Annotated in this window: 14 protein-coding genes; 8 read left to right on the top strand and 6 right to left on the bottom strand. The window is 71.6% G+C overall.

Annotation, left to right across the window (positions count from 1 at the left end; genetic code table 11):
• Positions 1 to 134: 134 nt before the first annotated feature.
• A complete protein-coding gene (locus O0S08_RS14040; protein WP_269039627.1) occupies positions 135 to 1,940 on the top strand; it encodes an NAD(P)/FAD-dependent oxidoreductase in 1,806 nt (601 codons plus the stop codon).
• A 1,205-nt stretch (positions 1,941 to 3,145) separates the two neighbouring features.
• Here O0S08_RS14040 and O0S08_RS14035 read toward each other — a convergent pair.
• Positions 3,146 to 3,508 (bottom strand): VOC family protein, encoded by a 363-nt coding sequence (locus O0S08_RS14035; RefSeq protein WP_269039626.1) that lies wholly within the window; start codon positions 3,506 to 3,508, stop codon positions 3,146 to 3,148.
• Positions 3,509 to 3,744: 236 nt separating this feature from the next.
• Between O0S08_RS14035 and O0S08_RS14030 the strand changes: the two genes are divergently transcribed.
• Positions 3,745 to 6,789, top strand: a complete 3,045-nt coding sequence (locus tag O0S08_RS14030; RefSeq protein ID WP_269039625.1) for a serine/threonine-protein kinase — start codon at positions 3,745 to 3,747, stop codon at positions 6,787 to 6,789.
• 395 nt (positions 6,790 to 7,184) lie between these two features.
• Here the strand turns inward: O0S08_RS14030 and O0S08_RS14025 are convergent, their stop codons facing one another.
• Positions 7,185 to 8,057 carry a sigma-70 family RNA polymerase sigma factor gene (locus O0S08_RS14025; protein WP_269039624.1) on the bottom strand — a complete coding sequence of 291 codons (873 nt, stop codon included), beginning with the start codon at positions 8,055 to 8,057 and terminating at the stop codon, positions 7,185 to 7,187.
• Positions 8,058 to 8,322: 265 nt separating this feature from the next.
• On the opposite strand from O0S08_RS14025, the gene O0S08_RS14020 reads away from it, so the two are divergent.
• Positions 8,323 to 8,907: a hypothetical protein gene (locus O0S08_RS14020; RefSeq protein ID WP_269039623.1), complete on the top strand. Its 585-nt coding sequence runs from the start codon at positions 8,323 to 8,325 to the stop codon at positions 8,905 to 8,907.
• A 212-nt stretch (positions 8,908 to 9,119) separates the two neighbouring features.
• On the opposite strand, the gene O0S08_RS14015 is transcribed toward O0S08_RS14020, so the two are convergent.
• Together O0S08_RS14015 and O0S08_RS14010 are read right to left on the bottom strand one after the other, a co-directional pair.
• Complete coding sequence (locus O0S08_RS14015) at positions 9,120 to 10,205, bottom strand: calcium-binding EGF-like domain-containing protein (protein WP_269039622.1); 1,086 nt, start codon at positions 10,203 to 10,205, stop codon at positions 9,120 to 9,122.
• A gap of 681 nt (positions 10,206 to 10,886) precedes the next feature.
• Positions 10,887 to 15,545, bottom strand: a complete 4,659-nt coding sequence (locus O0S08_RS14010) for a bifunctional serine/threonine-protein kinase/formylglycine-generating enzyme family protein (protein WP_269039621.1) — start codon at positions 15,543 to 15,545, stop codon at positions 10,887 to 10,889.
• On the opposite strand from O0S08_RS14010, the gene O0S08_RS14005 reads away from it, so the two are divergent.
• A complete protein-coding gene (locus O0S08_RS14005) occupies positions 15,485 to 16,693 on the top strand; it encodes a hypothetical protein (RefSeq protein ID WP_269039620.1) in 1,209 nt (402 codons plus the stop codon). The genes O0S08_RS14010 and O0S08_RS14005 overlap by 61 nt on opposite strands.
• Positions 16,694 to 17,036: 343 nt before the next feature.
• On the opposite strand, the gene O0S08_RS14000 is transcribed toward O0S08_RS14005, so the two are convergent.
• Entirely contained in the window at positions 17,037 to 17,633 is a 597-nt protein-coding gene (locus tag O0S08_RS14000; protein ID WP_269039619.1) for a hypothetical protein, read from the bottom strand.
• Positions 17,634 to 17,924: 291 nt separating this feature from the next.
• Between O0S08_RS14000 and O0S08_RS13995 the strand changes: the two genes are divergently transcribed.
• Together O0S08_RS13995 and O0S08_RS13990 are read left to right on the top strand one after the other, a co-directional pair.
• Complete coding sequence (locus O0S08_RS13995) at positions 17,925 to 18,431, top strand: Lcl C-terminal domain-containing protein (protein ID WP_269039618.1); 507 nt, start codon at positions 17,925 to 17,927, stop codon at positions 18,429 to 18,431.
• An 86-nt stretch (positions 18,432 to 18,517) separates the two neighbouring features.
• Complete coding sequence (locus O0S08_RS13990) at positions 18,518 to 19,027, top strand: hypothetical protein (RefSeq protein ID WP_269039617.1); 510 nt, start codon at positions 18,518 to 18,520, stop codon at positions 19,025 to 19,027.
• A 401-nt stretch (positions 19,028 to 19,428) separates the two neighbouring features.
• Here O0S08_RS13990 and O0S08_RS13985 read toward each other — a convergent pair whose 3' ends face one another.
• The gene (locus O0S08_RS13985) at positions 19,429 to 20,046 is read right to left on the bottom strand and encodes a gamma carbonic anhydrase family protein (protein ID WP_269039616.1); all 618 of its coding nucleotides are present in this window, start codon (positions 20,044 to 20,046) and stop codon (positions 19,429 to 19,431) included.
• A 72-nt stretch (positions 20,047 to 20,118) separates the two neighbouring features.
• Between O0S08_RS13985 and O0S08_RS13980 the strand changes: the two genes are divergently transcribed.
• A complete protein-coding gene (locus O0S08_RS13980; RefSeq protein ID WP_269039615.1) occupies positions 20,119 to 21,309 on the top strand; it encodes an Imm30 family immunity protein in 1,191 nt (396 codons plus the stop codon).
• A 160-nt stretch (positions 21,310 to 21,469) separates the two neighbouring features.
• Positions 21,470 to 23,857, top strand: a complete 2,388-nt coding sequence (locus O0S08_RS13975; protein ID WP_269039614.1) for a Lon protease family protein — start codon at positions 21,470 to 21,472, stop codon at positions 23,855 to 23,857.
• Positions 23,858 to 23,881: the final 24 nt, after the last annotated feature.

The raw sequence follows: 23,881 nt of genomic DNA, 5'->3' as shown, positions 1-23,881 counted from the left end.
ATATCCTGACCGCCGAGCCCGGCGAACGTGCGCCTCCGAACCTCGCCGGCGCCCCCCAGGACACGCTCACGGGCGCGAGAACGCACGCACCACCCGCGACGCCCTCCGCTATTCTCCCTCCCCGCTCTCGCCCCATGTCCCAGGAAAACCTTGATTCGTCGCTCCCCCCGCGCTTCGACGTCGTGATCGGTGGAGGCGGACTCGCCGGCCAAGCTCTCGCTCGCCTGCTCCGCCGCGAGCTCCCCGAGGCCACCGTCGCCGTCATCGAGCGCCAGCGACGGCCGCTGCCCGTGGCCGCGCACAAGGTCGGCGAGTCCTCGGTCGAGCTGTCCTCGCAGTTCTTCAGCGTCGTCCTCGGCCTCGACGAGTACCTGCGGGCCAAGCACTACCTCAAGAACGGCCTGCGCTTCTATCCCGGCGGCGGCCACACCCACGCCCTCGAGGATCGCACCGAGATCGGCCCGCCCGAGCGGGCCAAGGTCCCCTCGTTCCAGCTCGACCGCGGCCGCCTCGAACAGGATCTTCGGGACATGAACGAAGAGGCAGGCGTCACCCTCATCGAGGGTTGCGTCGTCAAGGACGTCGAGCTCGCCGAGGGCGACGGCGACCACCTCGTCCAGTTCGAGACCCACGGCGGCGGCGACCCGCGGACCCTGCGGGCCGGGTGGTTCGTCGACGCCACCGGCCGCCGCGGCCTCCTGCGGGCCAAGCTCGGCCTCACGCGCCCGAGCGGTCACCTCGCCAACGCCGCCTGGTGGCGCGTGCCCGGCCGCGTCGACGTCGCCGACCTCGTGCCCGCGAGCGCCGCCGCGTGGCACCAGCGCGACCCGGAGCACATCCGCTGGTACTCGACCGTCCACTTCATGGGCCCCGGCTACTGGCTCTGGTACATCCCGCTGGCCCCCGGCGACGACGGCCAGGCCCACACCTCGATCGGCATCGTCGTCCACGACGAGCTGCACCCGTTCGACACCGTCCGCACCCGCGAGCGCGCGCTCGCCTGGGTCGAGAAGCACGAGCCGCGCTGCTTCGCCCAGATCAAGGACCTGCCGATGGTCGACTTCTTGACCCTCAAGCACTACAGCCACGCGACCGCGCGCATGTTCTCGCCGCAGCGCTGGTCCTTGCTCGGCGACGCCGGCGCCTTCTCCGACCCCTTCTACTCGCCGGGCTCCGACTTCATCGCCCTCGCCGCCTCCTTCACCGTCGAGATCGTCAAGGCCCGCCTGCGCGGCGGCGACTTCGCGGCCGCGGCCGAGCGCTTCGATCGCGTCTACCTGCAGTTCTTCGACACCACCTGCGAGACCTACCGCAAGGCCGCCCCGGTCTACGGCAGCCCGCGCGTGCTGCCGGCCAAGGTCTACTGGGACGACTTCGTCTACTGGTCGTTCGTCTGCCAGTACTTCTTCCGCGGCCTCTACAAGCTGCCCGGCGAGCAGCACGAGCGCTTCGAGCTGCTCGGCCGCGAGTTCGCGGCGCTGCAGTTCCGCGCCCAGAAGCTGCTGAGCGAGTGGGCCCGCCGCGCCGACAACACCCCGCGGGCGGTCAACGTGCTCCTGCCGGTGATCCCGTCGGTGCTCGCCACCCTCTACCTCGACCTCGTGCGCGACATGAGCCCCGACGAGGTCTACGAGTACATGCGCGACAAGCTCGCGCTGGCCGGCGAGATCCTCGACGAGCTGGCCCTGCGCGCCCTCGCCGACCTCGGCCCCGAGCAGCGCGACGAGCTCGCCCGCGCCGCCGACCTCGTGGCCTGGCCCCGGCGCCCCCCGGCCGACCGGATCGCCTCCGAGGCCGAAGTCGGCGGCAAGCGCCGCCGCGCCCTCCCGCCGATCATCCGCGACATGGAGCGCACCCTCGGCCGGGTCACCGGCGACCACGACGCCGCCGCCCTCGAGGCCCTGGTCACCCGCGCCTTCGCGCCTCCAGCCGCCGGCTGATCGAACCGGCGCCTCGTGCCGGCGACGCGCGCTCGCGCCGCAGCGCCTCATGCCTGCAACGCGCGCTCGCGCCGCAGCGCCTCATGCCTGCAACGCGCGCTCGCGCTGCGATGAATCTCATGTCCATAAGGACATGTCTACAAAGACACGTCCTTATGGGCATCCATCCGGCTCCTGCCGCCGGTGAGTCTCATCGCCATCGGCGATGACTCCAAAGACATGTCCTTATGGGCATCCAATGAACTCCTCGAAGTTCTCCAGGATTGACGCCGATGCCCTGGGGCTTGAACCCGGCCCGCCTGCGCTTCTACGTCGACGCGCGGCGGCTCATCGGGCGGCGGCATCGATCGCGAAGCATTCGGCGCCCACGTTCCTGCATGAGTAGCTGGCCGCCGTCGGCCAACGTTCCCCATGGCGGCTCATCGGGCGGCGGCGTCGATCGCGAAGCATTCGGCGCCCACGTTCCTGCACGAAGAGCTGGCGCAGGCTTCTGCCTCCCGCTCGAGGAGGTCGGAGTCGATGCAGCCGGCGGGGCCGGCGTTGCAGAGGGCGCTGCCGGTGGCTCCTCCGCGCGGTGTTTGACGCTGGGACGAGCGCAGCCGGCGAAGACGATCAAGGCTGTCAGGAAGAAGGACGGGATGGCCCTCGCAGGTGTCGTTCTCTGGGGCACGCTCCGAAATACACGGCGGCATTGCTCGCAGCATGGCATCGTTCCCCCCGCACGTTCCACCGCGCGCCCGCGCCCGCCAGTGCTCGTCGAGCCCCATCGTGTCGCGCTGCACGAGCCCGAGGAAGTACCTCGTATCAGCCCAGCCAGGTCGCCGATCCAGGCGAGATTGCGGGCGCCTCGTCCCCGCCGGCCTGCGGCGACCGGTGCCTGCGCCACGACGCCCCGGAGGGCTTCGAGTCGCAAGTGTTCGCTAGCACGATCGTGTCGGCCCAGCCAAGTCGCCGATCCACGCGAGGTTGCGGGCGCCTCGTCCCCGCCGGCCTGCGGCGACCGGTGCCTGCGCCACGACGCCCCGGAGGGCTTCGAGTCGCAAGTGTTCGCTAGCACGAGCGCGAGCCGCACTCCGCTGCACCGGCGCCCACCGCAGTGGACGGGCGCCTTGTCCTTGCGGACCTGAGGCCTGGTGCCGCCGTCCGACCCCGAAGGACTTCGGGTCACGAGCGCTAATAGGAGCGCGAGGTTCGGCGCTGCATCGTCACCCGCTGCGGGTCCGCGGGCAGCCGACCTCGACCAGGTAACCGTCGGGCGCCCGGCAATAGGTGCGGGTGCTGCGGTTGTCGACCTCGACGGGCGAGATCTCGAGGCCAGCCGCGGTCGCGCGGGCGTGTGCTGCGTGGACGAGCGCGACGTCCTCCACGAGGAAGCCGACGTGAAAGCCCTCGGGGTAGCAGACCGCGTCGCGCCGCTGCAGCACCAGCACGAAGCCGGTCCCGTCGCCGAGGATCGCAATCGCCGGCGAGCGCCGGTTCGACTGCAGCTCGAGGCCGAAGATCTGTTCGAAGAATTCGACGCTGCGGGCGACGTCGGTGACCTGAAGGTCGAGATGATTCAAGCGCATGGTGAGCCTTTCGGGCGCGAAGCGCCCGGAAACGGCCGTGGGAACTCACCCTCGCGGGGGAACATCGACCCGCAGGAGCGCGGGTGACCGGGGCTCACCGAACCGGTCCACCTTTTTCGGCCGCGGCGAACCTACCCGCTCCCCCGCCCGAGGCGCAAGCACCAGGCAGCGCCCGACCTCGGGCGACGACCAGCGAGCACCTCGGTCACCGCACCTGAACTATGATCCGCGCCGCGTTGCCTGCGATCGCTCGACATCCCGGCGCGGCCGAACCGGCCGGGCCCTGCCTCGACGAGACCGCGCTGGCGCAGTTCGTCGAGGGGGCCGCGTCGGGCGCCTCGCGGGAGGCAGTGGAGCGCCACATCGACGCCTGCCGCGACTGCTTCGAGCTCGTCACCCGCTACGCCCAGGCGTACTTGAGCCACGGCTCCGGCGAGGCCGACGACACCGCTGCAGCGCCGCCGCTGATGCGCGGCGACAGCGTCGGCCGCTACGTCGTGCTCGACTGCATCGGCATGGGCAGCATGGGCACGGTCTACTCGGCCTTCGACCCCGAGCTCGACCGCAAGATCGCGCTCAAGCTGTTGCGGGTCCGCCCCGAGGCCGACGCCGGCTGGCGCGTGGTACAGCCGCGGCTCTTGCGGGAGGCGCGAGCGCTGGCCCAGCTGTCGCACCCCAACGTCGTGACGATCCACGACGTCGGCGCGCTGGCCCACCGGGTGTTCATCGCCACCGAGCTCGTCGACGGCTGCACCCTCCGAGAGTGGCGAGGGCAACGACCCCGCGGGTGGCGCGAGATCGTGGAAGTGTTCCTGGCGGCGGGCGAGGGCCTGGCGGCCGCTCACTCGGCGGGGATCGTCCACCGCGATTTCAAACCCGACAACGTGCTGGTCGGCGCCGATGGCCGCGTGCGCGTGGCCGACTTCGGCATGGCGCGCATGTTCTCGGCCGAGGACGCGCCCGCCGTCCCGACCGACGACCCAGAGGCGCTGGCGGTCACCGGCGCGCTGCTCGGTACGCCGGCCTACATGGCGCCGGAGCAGCTCGACGGGCGCCCGGCCGACGCCCGCAGCGACCAGTTCAGCTTCTGCGTCGCCCTCTACGAGGCGATCTGCGGGGTCCGGCCGTTTCCCGGCCGCACCCTGTCCGAGCTGGCGGACCACGTGCGCCGCGGCGACATGCGCCTGCCCCCGCCCGACCGCGTGCTGCCGGCGTGGCTGGCGGCGCTCCTGACCCGCGGCCTCAAGGTCCAGCCGGCCGCGCGTCACCCCGACATGCGGGCCCTGCTCGATGCCCTGCGCGCGACCCCTCGCCGCCGCAGCCGCCGGCGCCTCCTGGCCGCCGGCCTGCTCGCGCTCGTGGCCACCGCCGCGGGCGGCTACGTCGTCGCCCAGCGCAGCATCCCCGGGGTCGAGTCGCGGCTGTGCAGCGGCGCCCCGGACAAGCTGCGAGGCGTGTGGGACGGCCCGACGCGACAGGCCGCCCAGATCGCGTTCGCGGCCACCCGGGCGCCCTACGCCGCGGGCGCGTGGGCCTCGGTGCAGGCGCCCCTCGACGCCCACGCCGCCGCCTGGACCGCGGCCTACACCGAGAACTGCCTGGCCACGCGGGCCCGCGGCGAACAGTCCGAAGCGGTGATGGACCTGCGCGTCGCCTGCCTCGATCGCCAGCTCGACGAGCTGCGCGCCCTCACCGGCCTGCTGGTCACAGCCGACGCCGAGGTCGTCCTCTCCGCGCCGGCGATGGCCCACGCGCTCGGTGGCCCCGAGGTCTGCAGCGACATCGAGGCCCTGCAGGCCCGCGGCCGACCCGACCCGGGCCGGCCCGAGGCTGCGGCCCTGCAGGCCGAGATCGCCACCGCCCGCGCTCTCCGCCGGGCCGGCAAGCTGTCCCAGGCCCGCGCTCACGCCCAGGCCGCCCACGCCCGCGCGCAGGAGCTCGGGCTGACTTGGCCGGCCGCAGAAGCTCTGGTCGAGGTCGGCCGCGCCCAGGCCGAGCTCGCGGAGGACCTCGTGGCGGCCGAGCAGGGCCTCGCCGACGCGGTGTGGGCGGCCGAGGCGAGCGGCGACGTCGAGGCGGCCGCTGACGGGTGGATCGAGCTCGTCAACGTGCGCCGGGCCCGGGCCGAGTATCCGACCGCCGAGGAGGCCGCGCGGCGCGCCGACGCGGCCGTGCATCGCCTGGCCGACGACGCCCGTGCGGCGCAGCTGGCGATGCAGGTCGGCCAGCTGCACAGCGCCCGCGGGCAGTACGACGCGGCGCTCGCCAGCTACCGTGCGGGTCTGGCCGGCTTCGAGGCCCTGGGCGCCGCGCACGAGACCGACGCCGCGCGGGCGCGAAGCGACATCGGCGTCGGGCTGCAGCGCCAGGGCCACCACGAGGCGGCGCTGGCCTCGTTCCAGCAGGCCGCCGAGGCGCTCGAGCGCTCGCTCGGCGCCGACCACCCGGACCTCGCGACGGTCCGCAACAACATCGGCGCGACGCTCAGCCGGCTCGGCCGGCGCACCGAGGCGGTCGCGCTGTTCCGCCAGGTCCTCGCCGGCCGCGAACGAGCCTTCGGACGCGGTCACCCGCGCACCCTGACCGCCCTGCAGAACATCGCCACCGTCCAGGGCGAGCTCGGCGAACACGGCGAGGCCCACGACCTGCTGCGGCAGGTGCTGGCGATCCAGGAGCGCACTCTCGGGCCGGAGCACCCCAACATCGGCCTCACCCTCTCCAACCTCGCCATCACCCTGCGCGCGCTCGGGGCCCGGGACCAGGCGCGTGCAGCTCTCGAGCGCGGCCTGCGGATCCAGGAGCGCGGCCTCGGGCCCGAGCACACTGCGCTGGCCCTCACGCTGATCTCCCTCGGCGGCGAGCAGATGCACGCCGGCGACCTCGACGCCGCCCTGACCTCGTTCGAGCGCGCCCTGGCGATCCGCACCAAGCAACTCGGCCCCGATCACGAGCTCGTCGGCCGGGCCCTGAAGCGCCTCGGCGACTGTCAGCAGCGCATCGGCCGGACCGACGACGCGATCGCCAGCTTCGAGCGCGCACTGACGATCCTGGCCCACGGCGCCGACCCGTTCGGCCCGCTGGAGGCGCAGCTCGCCCTGGCCCGCGCGCTGTGGTCGCGCCCCGGCGAGCGCCCCCGAGCCGCGCAGATGATGCTCGCGACCCGCGAACAACTGCGCACGATGAAGGACCCGAGCCCGCAAGTCCGCGACGCCGTCGATACCTGGCTCGCTGCCCATCCCGAGGCCCTGACGCTCTCCCGGACCACCGCCCCTGCACCCTGATCTCGAGCGTGCTGTCGCTGCGCCCCATGACGCAAGCGCCCTCGCTCCCCCGCCCGAATTCACATCCCGGACTACGGCTACACGCCCACCTCGCGCGTGCTGTCGATGCGCCGCAGCACGCTCGCCTACCCGTCCTCGCTCGGCCACCAGGTTCGCAGCCCGGACCTCTCGAGCATGCTGTCGATGCCCCAAAGCATGTTCGCCTACCCGCCCTCGCGCCCCCGTCAGGACCCCTCGAGCATGCTGTCGATGCCCCGCAGCACGCTCGCCCACCCGCCCTCGCTCCCCCGCCAGGTTCGCAGCCCGGCCTCTCACCCGTCGAGCCTGCTGTCGATGCCCCGCAGCATGCTCGCCCACCCGCCTTCGCTCCCCCGCCCGGTTCGCGGCCCGGCCCCTCATCCGGACAGCAGCCGCTGCACGCTCACCTCGAGCATGCTGTCGATCAGCCGCATGATGCTCGCGTACTCCCCCTCGCTCAGCTGGAGCCGCCGGCGCAGCTGCTCGCGGGTCCCGGCCAGCAGTTCCTCGCGACTGCGGGAGATCCAGCGCGCCGCGGTGGCCCGGTGCACGCCGTGCAGGGCGCCGATCTGGTCGATGCTGAGGCGGTCGACCAGGTGGTGCCGCAGCGCGTTGCGCGAGCGCGGGTCGAGGTCCGCCAGCGCCGCGGCGAAGGCCTGGCGGAACTCGTCGCGGTAGTGCCGCTTGAGGTAGTCGAGCTCCGGATCGGTGGTGGTCGCCAGCTCCTCGAGGTTCTCGGCGGGCTCGCCCGTGTCGGCGACGATCCGCCGCGCCTGCGTGCGCTCGAGGTCGATCCCGGCGCGGACCACCGTCACCCGGACCCACGCGCGCAGCCCCCCCTGCCCGCTGAACTCGGCGAGTCGCGGCGGCAGCGAGCCGCGCGGCGCGAGCAACTTCTCGAGCACCAGCTGCACCATGTCGTCGGCCGCCGGCCCGTCGCGGCGCGATCGCGACGCCGCAGTCACGCTGACCCGGACGAACCGATCGGTGAACGCCGCGATCGCTCGCCGATCGCCCTGGACGCACGCGCACGCGAGGTACAGATCCTCGATCGCCATCGCCTCGAGGGCCGCCACCCCGTCGCCCTCGCCCGGCAGCCGCCCCGCGAGGTAGGCGCGAAACGTCGCGGGCGCGACCTCGAGGCCAGGCCAGGCCCCCGCGCCGCGGGTCGCGGCACGGTCGAGCGCGGCCGCGAGCTCCCCCTCGCTGGCGGACCCGTGATCCGGCGGACTGGACGGCGAGGTCGACACGGCGCAACCGGCATCCTGCCACAACTCCGCCGCGCCGGGATCGCCCCCACCGGCGCTGAAAGCCGCGCTCGCTCGCTGTTTGACGACCTCTTCCCTTCACGGGAGGATCTCCTGGCATGCGTGGGCCGTGGCATGCCCTCGCCGGCCCCGTGAGCGCCGTCGGAGGACGGCCCTTCAAAAACTCTTCCATGCAATCATTCCCGACGACAGCGACCCGCGCGAGCCGCCGCAGCGCTCCTGCCGACGCACGGTCCTCCACCGATCGATGAGCGACGATTGGGACATCCTGGACCATGGGCCTGCCGCGATCGTCGCGGCGGCGAGGGCTCACGCTCCCTTGAATTGGTCCGTGCTCGCCCAGGCATGCGCACGAAGAGCGTATGCCGCGGCGGCAGCGTGCGCTGCCCCGAATGCACCAGTCCGCGTTCCAGAAGCCCCCGCTGCGGCCGCCGGCCAGGATGTCTTCGGTTGGGCCGAAGCGACGATCATCAGTTACGAGATGGCGGCCGCCAAAATCCCGGACGCGTTCGCTCGCCAGGGGCGACAATTGTTCGCTCACGGATGGAGAGCGTTCTGCATCCTGAACGGAGACCCGGATACGGGCAAGACGCGCCGATACCTCGCCGAATGCGGGGCGTGGGCCAAGGCAGGGCTCGCGGCATTTGCCGCTCCTGAGCATTTTCGGCGCCTTCTGCACGAAGATCCCCGCTCCGATGCGCACCTCGAGGCGATCTTGCTGCGAGAGCGATTGGAGACAGTCCGCGAGCTCTGGCGCGCCGGCCTGTTCTCGCCATCGTTCGACAGCTGGTTTCGCGCAGCGGGGATAAAAAGGCCGACCCAGGACGAATAGCGAGTCCCCCGCAAACCCGAAGCGCTCGCCTGAGCGACCTTCGACGTGACGCCTGGACTGGCCCGAGATCACGCTCTCGGGCAGGTCCAGGATTCGCGCTCTCGCTCGATGGACGGGGCGACCAGCGTCGCCGTGCCCCATCAGTTTGAGCTCACGGAGAAGCCGAACCGCCGCGCCGGGATCGCCACCTGTGCGCCGAACGGCGCGTCGGCTCACTGCTTGACGACCTCGATCGTGTAGCCGCCGTTGCTGGCGCCGATGTTGCGCGCGACGATGAAGAACACCCCCGGCTGCGTGGTGACGACCGCGGACTCGGCCTGGCCGATGCCGAACATGTTCACAGTGCCGAACTCGGAGGCGTCGGCCTGGTAGAAGTCGAGCTGGATGTCGTCGTCCGGGTCGGGCGTGGCGGTGACCAGGTAGTCGCCGGCGATGGCGATGTTGACCAGGAACAGGTCGGCGTCGGTCTTCGACTGGAACAGGCGCGTGACCTTGTCGCCGGCCTGCAGCACCTCGTCGTCCTTGTCCGCGCCGAACGTCAGGTCGCCGGCGCAGACGTACTGGTCGGCCGCGGTCTGGACGCACAGCCCGGTCACGCCCTGCGCCCCGCAGTCGTTGGCGACGTTCTGCGTACACGGCACCGTGCACATGTTGAATCCGCCAGCCAGGCACACGCCGCTGGCGCACTCCTCCCCTGCCACGCAGCTCTCGCCGAACTGCTTGCTGCCGTTGCAGACGAAGCCGTCGCCGCTGAAGCCCTCGTCGCAGGCGCACTTGTAGCCGCCGTCCTGGTTGGTGCAGGAGGCGTTCGCGCTGCACATGTCGAGGTCCTCGTTGCACTCGTCGATGTCGGTGCAAGTGAAGCCGTTGCCCTTGTAGCCCTCGTTGCAGGCGCAGTCGTAGCCGCCCGGGGTGTTGGTGCACGTCGCGTCGACGGCGCAGTCGTTCTTGCCCGCGCACTCGTCGAGGTCGGTGCAGGTCTGGCCGTCGCCCTCGAAGCCCTCGTCGCACACGCAGGTGTCGCCGCGGCAGCTCGCGTTCTCGCCGCAGCTGTCGCACGCGTCGACGCCCATGCTGGTGCTGCTGGTGGTCGGATCGTCGGGCGTGCCGGTGGTGGTGTCGTCGCCGGTCGTGGTGTCGTCGCCGGTCGTGGTCTGCGGCGACGTCTCGCTGGTCGGGCCGGGGTCGGTGGCCGTGACGGTCGCGGTAGCGGTGAGGGGGTTGCTGCCGCTGTCGCCGCAAGCGACGAGGGCGAGGATGAGCAGCGAAGACGAGAGGGTGCGCGATGCGAAGTTCATCTCGCGGAAGAAGGACGAGCCCTTCCCGCCCAGGTCGCACGGAAGATCGAAGACAATTTTCGCCCCTCTGCAGATGCAGAAACACCGCGCAGCTCCGCCCACCGCGAAGTCGAGAGCCGGCCCTGCCCGAACCGCCCCCGCCGGCGCGGCCCGGGGACTCGGTCCTCGACTCCGCCGGCGAATGGCTCGAGTCGCTCGCGGTACGCCGGCTCCGTGCACGCGCCTCGCAGGGGGGTCGAACGAATGGACCGGAAGGACATGCTTCAAAAGACATATCGAAGATCTCTCGATGCTCCGCGCACGAAGTCGAGGTGACCATGCAACGCCGGTACGACGCTCGCAACCAAATTCATCACAAGTGCCCTCGAAGCCGTTCATGCGCGGACTGGACCCGCGATGAACTGCACGCATCCATGGCAGCGCGCTCGGCAGCATGGGCCGCCGACTACCAAAGATGTTTGGGGTCACCCAACGGCCGTTCACCCAACGCGAGTTTGTGAGATGATACGAATCGGCATCGATTGTGGGCGGACAGGGTTCGTTCTAGAATCGTGATATGTTCATTCGAACAGCGTCGGCAGAACCCCTTCCGCATTGTCCCCGTGCCCGGCCGCCTGCGGTGACGGCACTGGACTCACCGCACGAAGTTCAAGTGAGATGCCCGACCGGCCAGGGCCATGGTCAAGGCACGTCGATCGGTCCCCGAGCGCAGCGGAAGCCGATGTCCCTGCCGCGGTCTGTGATGGTGTCCCGCGCTGCCGAGCGCAGATACCACGGCGGCGATAGGAAGGATCCGCCGCGCACGATATAATGGTTACCCTGACTGCTGCCGCGGTAGTTCTTGATCGGCCGGTCGGGATAGGGCCCGTAGCGATCCCAAACCCACTCGCGGACGTTGCCGTGCATGTCGTGGATCATCCAGGGGTTCGGCTTCCAGGACGCGACCCCCCCGAGACCCGGCGCGCCGTCCTTGCACGTGACTTCGACCAGGCCGGGCAGGTCGCCCGCTCTCAACGGGCCTCCGTTGGCGTGCTCGCAATAGGCTGCGGCGAGCTCGGCGCCGCTGCCCCCGAAGCTGAAGGGCGTCTTGGTCCCCGCGCGAGCAGCAAATTCCCACTCGGCCTCGGTCGGCAGGCGGTAGCCCGTGCACTTCGGCTCGAAGCGGAGCTCTTGCGGTCCATAGCAAAGCGTCATCCGCTGCTCCTCCGGCAAGACCGCGTTCTCGCGCGTGGTCAGGCGATTGAGGAAGACGAGCGTTTCGAGCCGCGTCACGCCGGTCACTGGCTTCCGATCGTCACAGTCCCCGTCGCCGCACGCGCTCTTGCTCAGGCTTTCGCGGTCCATGATGTCCTTCCACTCGCCTTGCGTGATCTCGGTCTGGCAGATCGCAAAGGGGCCGACCTCGGCGACGTGAAGCTTCTCGTCCACGGCGGACACGGGGATCCGCTCGGGGATCATCACGTGGCCTTCTGCAGGCGTGCTCCCCATCTCGAACGATCCTCCCTCGAGGAACACGAGCCGCGGACGCGGTACCGGCGGTGGATCCGACTCGACGCGGAAGACCGGGCTCTCGGGCGCCTCCGCGGCGGGTGAACCCGCTTCGCCGGCGTCCGGCCGCGTGTCCTCCGGGGCCTTCGTCTCGCGCTCCGGCTCAGAGCCGCTGGTGAACGCCAGGTACAGCACTACCCCGAGGATCGACACCGGCCCGAGCGCGAGGCCGAGCCTGGCGAGGACGCTGGCGAAGCGACGCGCACGCGAGAGCGGCTCGCTTGAATGCGCCCCCCTCGGACCGAGGAAGTACGCGCTCGCCCAGGCGCCGACGTCGAGCCAAAACTTGCGGAGGCCGTCTCGCAGCCACGACGCACCGCTTACCCCTGCAAGCGGCGCCTCGATCCTGTTGGGGTCATGGGGCCTGAAGAGGCCGACCACGCCCGCGAGGACGACAAGGACCGCGGCGGCGATCGAACACACTTCTCCGATCACAACACGAACGTTCGAGATCCGGAACGTCGCCTCCTCGTACCACAGGACGAGGGCCATTCCCCCGCACAGGCAATGGATCGCCGCGAGCCCGCGCCCGAAGCCCCTCGTCTCCGACAGCATGCCGAAGAACGCTGCGCCCACCGAGAACCCCGAGAACACGTGCCACCAGTCCGGGAGAAAGACAGCAGAGAGGAGGCCGAGGACGAACGCCGCGGACGTGAGGAGACGGAGCCCGCGCCCGCGCCCCCGGGGCGCGTGGAGGACGAGCTCGAGCGCGCCACGCTCGTCCGCAGAGAAGCCCCGTAGCTCGATCGACCGCCAGGGCACGCGGATCAGCAGCTCGACGAGCTCGGCCTGCGACTTGAGCTTGTGCTCCGCGCCGTCATGAAGGATCAGGTAGCCGCCCTCGAGGCGCTGGACGAGGACCTCGCCCTCGCGCGCCCGAGCCTCGCTCCTCTCGGGATGGGGCCGGACTCGACCGATGAAGCCCGCGACGAACACGAGGACCGCGGCGGCGATCGAGCACTTTGCTCCGACCTCGAGGTGGACGTTCGCGGGGCTTGCCGCCAGACTCCACAGGCCGAGCGCGATCCCTCCGCACAGACAATGGAGAAGACCGAGCTTGCGCCCGAAGCCCCTCCTCCCCACGGTCACGCCGAGGAACGCCGCGAATATCGAAGGTCCCGTGATGATGGCCCAGAGCGTAGGGTTCTCGAACCCTCCGTTCAGCGCGCTCTCTGTGACGAAGCCAAACGAGCGCAGCGGCATGAACGCGGAGGAGAGACCGAGGAGGAGCGCCAGGACCGCGAGGCGACGCGCCCATCCGCTGCGCTGAACGACCTGCTCGCCCGTCCTGTGCCCACGGACGCCGCGGACGTCGAGGAGGTTCGTGAGCGTGCGGTGCTCCTCCGCGGAGAAGCCCCGGAGCGCGATGGACCGCCATGGCCAGCGGGCGAGCACTTCGATGAGCTCCATCTGCGCCGCGAACTTGCGACTCGCACCGTCGCAGAGGACGTTGTAGCCGTCGGGCAGGCGCTCGACGATCAGGTCCTGCGTTTTCACCTTCTCCCGCAGCGCGGCCTCCTCCGCCACCTTCCGTTCCGCCTCCGTCCGCGACGCCGCCTCTCTCGCCTCCCTCTCCGCGTCCGCCCGCTTCGTCACCTCCTCTGCCGCGATCCGTGCATCCCGCTCCCGCTTGATCGCCGCCCACGCTTGCCACCGCAGCTCCGCCTCCGCCCGCTCCTGCTGCTCCGCCTCCTCCGCGGCCTTCCGCTCCGCCGCCTCCTCCGCGGCCTTCCGCTCGGCCGCCTCTCTCACCTTACGCTCCGCCTCCGCCCGCTCCTCCGCCTGCTCCGCCGCCTTCCGCTCCGCCTGCTCCCGCTCCTCCGCGGCTCTCCGCTCGGCCGCCTCTCTCGCCTTTCGCTCCGCCTCCGCCCGCTCCTCCTCCGCCGCCTCCCGCTCGGCCGCCTCTCTCGCCTTGCGCTCCGCCTCCGCCCGCTCCTGCTGTTCTCGCGCCTCTCGCGGCGGGGCGTCGGGCAATGGGAGCGGCGAGATGGCCTGCGCCGCCCGCTCGCTCGCATTGAGCTCATCCTGCGTGCGTCCGGACAGCTCCGCCCTCGCGCTCACCCGTGGCCCCTCCGGCGCGGGGAGCAGGTCCCCCTTGCGTGACGGCGCGAGCCCCTGCGCCTGTCCCTTCGCCGTCCCCTCGAACCAGTCCGGCTCGTCGTCCTCGTCTTCTGGCCTCTCGGGCCCCAAAAACCGCGGCGCCACCACGACCGTCGCGCGCGTGGCCGCGACCCTCGCCGCGGCCTCTCGCGCGGTCTTCTCCCTCGCCCAGCGCTCGGCCGCCTCGCGCTCCGCCAGCTCCTGCGCCCGCCGCTCCGCTTCCCGGCGTGCCTCCAGCCGCTCGGCCAGCGCGCGCCGCTCGGCCTCCCGGTTCGCGGCCTGCTGGCGGGCCCGCTGCAGGGCGGACTCGAGGTCGCGCTGGAAGGCGCGCATGTCTGGGTGGCGAGACGCCGGGTCGGCCGCGGTCGCCTTGATCAGCACGCGCTGCTCCGCCTCGCTGCACTCGAGCTTGCGAATGAATTCCGGCGCGACGTTGGCGGGGATGAGGTCACGGCCGCGGAGGCAGAACATCGCCGTCACGCCGAGGCTGTAGATATCCGCCCGCGGACCGACGACCTCGCCCTGGAGCACTTCGGGGGCCACGTAGACGTAGCTCCCGACAGGCCCGGTGTGACTGTGCACGACGGCGTCGGCGTCGACGACGAAGTCGAAGTCGGTGAGAAAGGGCGTGCCCTCGCGGTCGACGAGGATGTTCTGCGGCTTCACGTCGCGGTGGACCAGACCGTGATCGTGCGCGGCCGCCAGGGCGTCGGCGACGCGGACGATCAGCGACATCACGGCGGAGACGGCGAGCTTGCCGGACCTGCACAGCTCGCGCAGGCTCCTCCCCTCGATGTACTGCATCGGGTAGAAGAGGAACTCGCTGTCGCCCATGTGCGTGTCGAGCACGCGGACGATCAGCGGGTGCTCGACCTTGCGCATCCGCTCGGCCCCGCGGAAGAAGCGAGCGCGCCAGGCCGGGTCGTGCCCGAGATCCGGGCGGAGGATCTTCAGCGCGACGCGCTCGCCGTCCGGCGCGACGCAGCGCCACACCGAGCCGTATCCCCCAGTCCCGAGCGGCGCCTCGAGACGATAGCCGGCGAGCACCCCGCCCGGCTGGAGTTGACTGCTCACCGCGTACGCGGCTTCGTCGCGCGGACGTGCGGCCGCCGGCGGCACCTCGGCCTCCGGGATGCCCCACACCTGCGCACATGCGACAATCTCCCGGTGGCGCCGCGGCCGGACGTCGACCAGGTGGCGAAAGAGCGTGATGTCGGCCGCCCCGCGGCTGACGAGCACGCGCACCGTCTCCGCCGCGATGTGCTCGGCCGAGCCGGACGAGGGCAACGCGTACACCGCCGCCCCGTAGCGTAGATGGATGAACGCCCGCAGCTCGTCCACGCTGAAGCTCGCCAACAACAGCTCGCACAGCGCTGCTTCCGGCGAGGCGACATTCATCGAAACGAACAGGATGCTCGCCGATCCGCCGCGGCCGGTCAAGCGCGCAGCGCATGCGCCCGGCGGGGGACGAGGCAGGTCGTCGGGGTGGCGAACGAGAAGACAACCACCGCAATGGCGCGATGGCGCAACACCTGGTTTTACGACTGGCCGGTCGCCCACGCGGCAGACTACGGGTTCGAGCCGTACGACGGAGAAGCATGGCACTGGAACTACACCGCGCTGATGAACGAGTGAGCCGCGAGCCGTGGCTCGCCGCGCTGGCGCTCCTGCTGCTCGCGGCCTGTCCGTCACCGGCGGGCGAGCGACAAACCACTCCGGGCGCGCCTGCGCCGGCGTCGCCTCAGTCGCAGGCGCCGCCCGCCACGCCGCCTCCCCAGGTGAAAGCCGACCCATCCGAGTCCTCGCAACGACCGGAAGCGCCGACCCAACCGGACTCGCAGGATACGGCCCCCGACCTCGAGCATTTCGTCTTCCCCGCGAAGTCGGCCTGTCCCGGTGGTCTCGACATTCCGGAGTTCGACCCGGCGAAAGCCCCATGGTGGGACAAGCTGACGGGGGCCCAGCGAATCGCGTTCCTCCGGTCGGGCGCGCACAAGCACTGGTCCGCGGTGACGGACTCCCCGATCGTCCTTCATCGCGTCGAGACTGGTCTGGTGCTGCGCTCCGTCGACGGATGCTGGCGGCAAGAGCTGTCGACCGAGCGCCTCGGCGAATTGCGCATCGACGGCCCGTCAGGCCTGGCATGGCACTGGGACCCGAAAGGGCTGCTCCTGGTCGACCTGTGGAACCCGGGGGCGCCGGTCCCCGTCCTCACGGATCGCGTGGCGGCCAGGGATCTGGCCATTGTCGACAGTGATGGGTCGGTGTTGATGCAACTGAAAGATCACCTGGGAGAGCCTCCCGGCCCGGCAGCGCCCCGGGCGAGGTTGCGGTGGAGCACGACGCCGGGGTTCGAGCCCGCGAAGTCGGACGACGTGGCGCTGGCCCTGGCTCCGGCGGGTGAGCGGTGGTTGGTCGAGAACCTGAGCCGCCAGGCCCCCGGCCCCCGGACGGCGCGATTCAGCGTGCATCCCGCCCACGAGCTGGCTGCGGAGAGTCGCTGCAAGGACCCCTCGGTGTGCGGGGGCGCGGCGCCGTTCGGCGCGTCGAACCTCGAGTACATCTCTTACAGCGATGCCGACGAGGAGGCGCCCCGCTGCGCGCTCTTCGATCCGACGGCGGGCGTCTGGTACAGGGACGAGACCCGTGCAGTGCAGGCCACCGATCCGCGTCAGTTCGAGGGCGGCGGCGTGGGCTGCGAGACGAGATGGGAATTCGACATCACGGGCCGCGCCTACGTGGATGGAGCTCGCGTGTGCGTCTCGACGCAATGCGTGCGCCCCGAGGGCGAGGCGCTCGGGTTCGTCCGCGGCAGCGTCTTCATCTTCGCCACGTTTTGACGTGGGTCAGGGGGCGGGCTCGTCCCTCAAGAACGTGACGGTGCAGTCGCCGCCCGGGAGCTGCGCCAGCCGGACCTGGCGATATTCGCGGCCCTCGGACTCAACGAGCACGTAGCTCAACCCGGGTACCGGCTCGCCACGCGGCTGCTCTGCCGAGGGACAGACGTGTGCACGGTGCAGCAGCTCATGGGACACCGCGACATCAAGTCGACGCTGCTCTACTTGCACCTGATCCGCAATGCTGAGCGCCGTGCGATCGATGCGCTCGAACCCGCAGCTGTCACCACAGCACGGTTGGGAGCAGAGCACCTCGGATCCCGGCGGAGATCCGAGGACGTTGGATTCACCGCACGAAGTTCAAGTGATAGTGCGGCGTGCTCGTGCGGCTCTCGTCGACCACCGCGATCCCGCGGGTCTTCGCCAGCTTCTTCAAGATCGCCCGCTCGCGCCGGTCGAGGCCGAGGCAGCGGACGTCGACTGCACCCTCGCGCAGGTGCTTCGACACGTAGTCGCCCGCGGCCACCTGGGCCCGGATCACCGCCGTGAGGGCGGCCAGCGCCGCCGCCTGTCCGGCCTCCCGCGCCTGCGCGTAGGCCTCCGCGACCGCCTTCGCCGCCGACTTGTTGGCGTAGTTGCGGACCACATCGTCGCCGCGCTCGAGGTTGCGGAGCATCAGCTCTGCCTGCACCTCGGGTCGCCGCGTGCCGTCTGTGATCACCAGCGCCTTGCCGGTCGCCCGCCGGAACGCCGCTGCCAGTTCGGCCAGCCGCGGCTCGATCGCCGGCGGCACCTCGACTCCGGGCGCGCGCGAGTAATCGCCGCTCCCCGCTTCCTCGGGACCGGCCGCCTCGACCACCGGAGCCGCCTCGCCGGGCGCCGCCTCGCCGGTCGAGGGCTCGCCTGCCAGCGCCCAGAGCAGCGTGATCGATCTGCCGACCATCGGCGCGACCATACCTCAACTCGCCTTCCTCGACCTCGCCCCCGCCGCGCCCTCGCCTTCCTCGACCTCGCTCGCCCACCGCCGCGCCCTCGCCTGCCTCGGCCTCGCCCCTCGTCCTCTCTCCTGGCCGCGCCGGCCGCGAAATCCCCCTGCAGGAAGGAGCGCGGGTCGAGGTCGAGGCAGGTGTGGCGCCGAAAGCGTCGGGCCAGGCCAGTCAGGTCGTCCGACATCGCGCGGTTTCGCGCGATTCTCGTGCTGCCAAATCGGGCCCGACCTGTTTACCCTGCACCCGTGATCGCGCGACCGCTCCTCGTCCTCGCCCTCCTGGGCGCCTGCGGCTCCGAAGCGCCCAAGTCCGCCCCTGCCCCGGCCGACGCGCCGCCTGCCAAGGCGGCAGTCGAGCCGCCGGCCAAGGCCCAGCCGTTCGCGGAGCCCAAGCTGAACCCGCCGCCCGCGCCCGAGGGCGCCGCCTTGCTGTCCGATCGCAAGCAGCCGATCTACGTCCAGCGCTGCGACACCGGCCACGCTTGCCCCGACCTGCTGCAGCCGGCCGGCGAGACCCACTGCCGCGACCTGGAGCTCGGCGGCTTCAAGCACTGGCGTCTGCCCGACCGCGACGAGGTCAAGCGGTTCGGCGAGATCACCGGCCTCGAGCAGACCGAGGGCTTCCACTGGACCCGCACCGCCTTCGCCGAGGACGCCGCGCAGGCGTGGATCGTCGACCCGAAGTCGGGCCAGGAGACCACCATCCCGCGGAACCGCAAGCCGTTCCGCGTCCGCTGCGTGTTCGAGCCGTGACGCCGACGCCGCAGACCCCCGAGCCCCTCGCGCGTGCGCCGGGGCCGTGTTCGAGCAGCACGCGCGAGCCTGCTATCGTCCTCGGCGTGCGCCGCCTCGCCGTCGTCCTCGCCCTCGCCGCTTGTGGTCCGCCGTCGCTGCCCGCGGTGACGGACGGCGACACTGCCGGCGCGACCACGACGCCGGGCTCCGGCAGCTCGAGCACCACGGGCTGCATGAACAGCGGCGACTGCGAGACCGACGCGATCTGCGTCGCCGAGTACGGCCCGACCACCGGCGAACTCGGCGGTGAACGCGGCCCGGCCGCCTGCGCCGACGAGAGCGCCTGCATCGGCGCCCTCGACCTGTCCCGCTGGTGCTTCGATCACCAGTCGTGCTGCGGCGACCTGCGCTGCCGCACCGCCGACGGCATCTGTGAACCACCTGACCTCGGGGTCACCACCGGCGCGACCTCGACCGACGGCGACACCACCACCACGACCGGCGACACCACCACGACCACCACGACCGGCGACACCACCACGACCGGCGACACCACCACGACCACGACCGGCACCACGAGCTCGACCTCGAGCACCTCGACGACCACCGATTGATGTCACGGCCTCGCCGGCCCCACCTCCAGCCGCTCGGTGACGGACTTCCACACCAAGCCCGGCCCCACGCCTCGACCTCGTGCCGCTCGGCGACCCCCGAAGGACCGCCACGACCTCGCCGGCACACGGCTCGACGCTCGGCGACCCCGAGGACCCTCCACTCGCCGATCTCGCCAGGCACGCCCGGACGACCTCGCCGGGTCCAAGGCTCGACCTCGCGCCGCTCGACGACCACGACCGGACACTCGCGCACCGCGACCTCGCCTGGACGCCCACCGACCTCGGCCGGCAGCACCGACTCAATGGCGAGGGGCGCCCGCCGACGACCTCGCCGCGCAGAAGCGGCACACGCGGCCTCGTCGACCTCGGGTCAGCTCACCTCCGCGCGCCCGGCGCGTGGCTCAGCCGACGCGATAATTGTGGGCCAGGCGCATGTACTTGTGCGCCAGGCCACGGTGCATCGCCTCGTCCGCGGCGGTGAGCGTGCGGATCACCTTGCCGGGGGCGCCGAGCACGAGCGAGTGCGGGGGCACCACGGTGCCGGCGGTGACCAGCGCGCCTGCGCCGACGATCGAGCCCTCGCCGATCACCGCGCCGTCGAGGATGGTGGCCTGGATGCCGACGAGCGTGCCGCCGCCGATCCTGCAGCCGTGCACGACCGCCCGGTGGCCGATCACGACCTCCTCGGCGACGAAGGTCGGATCGTTATCGCCGAGGTGGATCACCGTGCCGTCCTGCACATTGCTGCGCTCGCGGATCTCGACGCGGTTCACGTCGCCGCGGAGGACGCAGCCGTACCAGACGCTCACGTCGTCGGCGAGCAGCACGTCGCCGATCACCGCCGCGCCCGCGGCGATGCGGACGCGCTGACCCACGTCGGGCGCGCGGTCGAGATAGCGCTCGACGATCGCCCCCGGGAAGCGGGCCCGCAGCGCGCTGGCGCGGGCCTCGGCCGCCGCGGCACCCGCCGGCGGCTGTTCCACGCACACGACCGAATCCACCACTGTTCGCGACGCCATGACGGGGCCGGAGTCTACCCCCTCTCGCTCGAGGGCTTGCCATCCCCGCGTACGATCGCGTAGAAAAGCCCCGTGGCAGCGTCGACGCGATCCAAACCCGCCAAAAAGGCCACCAGCAAGGCCACGGCCGCCAAGAGCCCCAGCGCCAAGGCCAAGGCCGGCGCCAAGGCAGCGACCAAGAAGGCTCCCGCCGCGGCCAAGAAGGTCGCGGCCGCGAAGCCCGCCGAGAAGGCGACCAAGGCGGCAAAGCCCGCCAAGGCCGTGTCCAAGGCGACCGCGGCCAAGCCCGCCAAGTCCACCAAGGCGGCCGAGGAGCCAAAGACCAAGACCGCCAAGGCCGCGAAGCCGGCCAAGACCGAGGCCAAGGCCAAGGCGCCGGCCAAGGTCGCCAAGGCCAAGCCGGCCGAGGTCGCCAAGCCCGCGCGCAAGCCGGCCAAGGCGCCCGAGCCCGACTACGAGGACGAGGCCGAGGAGGTCGAAGTCGAGGATGATCTCGACGAGGTCGAGGCGATCGACGACGGCGAGGAAGATGAAGGCGCCGACATCGAGAGCGAGAGCGCCGAGGCGGACGAGGGCAGCGAGCTCGACGAGCTCGCGCTGTCGCGCGCCACTCCCGCCGCGCCTGCTGCGCCCTTGTCTCCGCTCACGCTTCAGCCCGCTGCCCCGCCGGCGGAGCGGAAGAAGAGCGTCCTGGAGATCGCCGAGGAGGACGACGAGTTCGACGACGAGCCGCCGCCCCCCAGCCTCGAGAACCTGAGCGGGCTGCTGCAGCGGATCCACCACCTCGCGCAGTTCGGCACCGAGACGGAGATCCGCGAGGAGCTGCCGCCGCTCGTCGAGCTGCTCGAGCAGATCGAAGACCCGGCCGTGCTGCCGCGCCTGCTCGACCTGCTCGAGGACAACGACCCGCACGGGGTCTACTGGAACATCCTGTACGTCCTCGAGAAGTTCGACGCCTACCTCGGCGTGCTCCTGGGCGGCCTGCCCTCGCTCTATCACCGCGCGCCGGAGTGGGCCTACACCTGTGTGATCCGGATCCTCCGCACCCGCGGCGACGAGGACGATTGCACCGCCCAGTTCGAGCAGATCATCAACACCGGGCCGGCCGACACCCGCACGCTGATGCTGCAGATCCTCCGCGAACTCGCCGAGCACCCCGAGACCGACGCCGACCAGCGGCAGAACATCGCCCGCACGATCACCGCGATCGGCGGCGACACTCCCGTCGCCGACAAGGCACCCGAGCCGGCGCCGGCGAGCTGAGATGCCCTCGCGCTCCCGTCCGAGCCCCAAGTCGCCACGCCCCCGCTCCGGTCGCGCCCCCCGCGGCGCCCCGGACGCGGTCGCGTCGCCGTCCTCCACCCCGGACGCGGCCGCATCGTCGCCCTCCACCACCCGGCCGAGCCCGCCCGCCGAGGTCGTCGTGACCCGCCAGGTCTCGCCGCTCGGCCCCGAGCAGTGCACCGTCAGCGTCCGCGAGGACGCGCTGCCCGAGGGCCCCTCCGAGCTCGTCCTCGACCTGCGGATCGCCCCGCAGAACCGCGCCGCCATGGCCCTCCGCCGCGGCCTCGCCGAGCGGGCCCCCGGCTTCAACGTCGCCGTCGTCGGCCGCCGCGGCACCGGCCGCACCTTCACCGCGGTCGCCCTCGCCCGCGAGGAGGCCCTCCGCCGCCCGGCCCCGCGCGACCTCGTCCTGCTCGTCAATCCTCGCTGGCCTTTGGAACCTGTCCCTGCGTTCCTGCCCGCAGGTGCAGGTCCCGCCTTCGTCCGCGCCATGGAGGAGCTGCACGCGCGCCTCGAGGCCGCCGTCCACGAGGTGTTCGAGGGCCGGGTCCGCCACCGCTTGCAGGTCGAGATCCACCGCGAGCAGAGCGCGGCCGAGCGCAAGATCCACGACCAGCTGAGCAAGATCGCCGCCGAGCACGGCCTCGGCCTGGTCGCCGGCGACGACGGCTTCGACTTCGTCCCGCTCGAGGACGAGGCCGACGACGCGGCCGGCGGCACCAGCAGCGACAACGCCCCGAGCGAGGGCGAAGCGGACGAGGCCGAGGCCCGGCTCAACCGCCAGGTCCTCGACGCGATCGAGGCCGTGCGCCCGCACGTCGAGGAGACCCAGCGCCAGCTCGCGCTGCTCGAGGCGGAGATCCAGCAGACCCTGCTGCAGCGCCAGCGGGCCGCCCTGCGCAACAACATCGCCGCCAGCTTCGCCGCCGTGCCGGAGCGCGCCTTGCCGACCGAGCAGGTGCGAAAGTACAGCAAGCGGCTGCACGAGCACCTGCAGCAGGTCTACCACCTCGAGGAGGGCCACCACCTGCCGCTGACCAGCATGCCGCTGCCGCCCGGCCTGGTCGTGCCGACGCTGCTGGTCACCAGCCGCCCCGACGACGTCGCGCCGATCATCCACGCGCAGAACGTCACGCTCTCGGGCCTGTTCGGCCGCGTCGTCGCCGGCTCGAACGACAGCCGCTACCCCGAGCCCGGCACGATCCTCGCGGGCGACCTGCACCGCGCCAACGGCGGCTTTCTCATCATCGACGCCGAGGCCCTGGTCAAGCGCGAGGCCGTCTACGAGCACCTCAAGGCCTGCTTGCTCGCACGCGCGATCCAGCCGCACGAGGAGGACGAGGGCCCGAGCCTGCGGATCCAGCCGGTCGAGCTCGACGTCAAGGTCGTGCTCGTCGCCGACCCCGACCTCATCCATCAGCTGCAGGAGCTCGACCCCGAGTTCTCGCGCCTCTTCAAGATCCGCGCCGACTTCGAGGACGACATGTCCTTCGAGGAAGGTCTGCGCGTGTACCCCGGCGTGGCCGCCTGGCTGGCCTCGAACCGCGGCCTGTCCCGCTGCTCGCGCAGCGCCGTCGCGTTCCTGATGCAGTACGGCGCCCGCCTGGCCGAGGACCAGCACCGCCTCACCACCAACCTCGGCCTGCTCAGCGACCTCATCACCGAGGCGACCTCGCTGGCGAAGGGCGCCGACGAGCTGACCGAGGAGCACCTGCGGGCCGCGTTCCGGCTGATGCAGGACCGCCAGGGGCAGATGCGCGACCGCCTGCTCGACCTCCACCGCTACGGCCTGATCCGCGTCGAGGTCTCGGGCCACAGCGTCGGCCAGATCAACGGCCTCGCCGTCGTCAGCGACGGCTTCCAGTCGGTCGGCCGCCCCAGCCGCGTCACCGCCGTGACCTACGCCGGCAGCCACGGCCCGCTCAACATCGAGCGCGAGGTCGAGATGTCGGGCCCGATCCACAGCAAGGGCGTGCTGATCCTGAGCGGCTACCTGCACGACCGCTTCGCCCGCGACTTCCCGCTCAGCTTCGGCGCCTCGGTGGTGTTCGAGCAGACCTACACCCCGATCGAGGGCGACTCGGCCTCGACCGCCGAGCTGTTCGCGATCCTCTCGAGCCTGTCGGGCCTGCCCGCGCGCCAGGACATCGGCGTCACCGGCAGCGTCGACCAGCGCGGCCGCGTCCTCCCGGTCGGCGGCGTCAACGAGAAGATCGAGGGCTTCTTCGAGGTCTGCCGCGCCCATGCGCTGACCGGCACCCAGGGCGTCGTCATCCCCGAGAGCAACGTCCGCAACCTCGTGCTCGGCGAGGACGTGCTCGAGGCGATCGCCCAGGGCCGCTTCTTCATCTGGCCGATCAGCACCGTCGAGGAGGGCGTCGAGCTGATCCTCGGCGAACCCGCCGGGACCTCGAGCGAGCCCGAAGACCCCACCGCCCCCTTCCGCTACCCCGAGCGCACCGTGTACGGCCGCGTCGAGCGCCGAATCGCCCGCCTGCGCCAGCTCGCCAGCCCGTCGCGCACCTGAGCGACCCATTCGCGGTCGCGCGCA

Source organism: Nannocystis punicea (assembly GCF_026965555.1).
Lineage (GTDB): Bacteria > Myxococcota_A > Polyangia > Nannocystales > Nannocystaceae > Nannocystis > Nannocystis punicea.
Note: the sequence above shows the minus strand (reverse complement) of the source record. Positions and strands in the feature narration are given on the sequence as shown.

What these genes read in the sequence shown, in the direction of transcription:
- O0S08_RS14020 (WP_269039623.1), top strand. Translation starts at nt 8,323, where the DNA reads ATGAGCGACGATTGGGACATCCTGGACCATGGGCCTGCCGCGATCGTC.
- O0S08_RS14040 (WP_269039627.1), top strand. Translation starts at nt 135, where the DNA reads ATGTCCCAGGAAAACCTTGATTCGTCGCTCCCCCCGCGCTTCGACGTC.
- O0S08_RS14000 (WP_269039619.1), bottom strand. Translation starts at nt 17,633, where the DNA reads ATGGTCGGCAGATCGATCACGCTGCTCTGGGCGCTGGCAGGCGAGCCC.
- O0S08_RS13985 (WP_269039616.1), bottom strand. Translation starts at nt 20,046, where the DNA reads ATGGCGTCGCGAACAGTGGTGGATTCGGTCGTGTGCGTGGAACAGCCG.
- O0S08_RS14035 (WP_269039626.1), bottom strand. Translation starts at nt 3,508, where the DNA reads ATGCGCTTGAATCATCTCGACCTTCAGGTCACCGACGTCGCCCGCAGC.
- O0S08_RS14015 (WP_269039622.1), bottom strand. Translation starts at nt 10,205, where the DNA reads ATGAACTTCGCATCGCGCACCCTCTCGTCTTCGCTGCTCATCCTCGCC.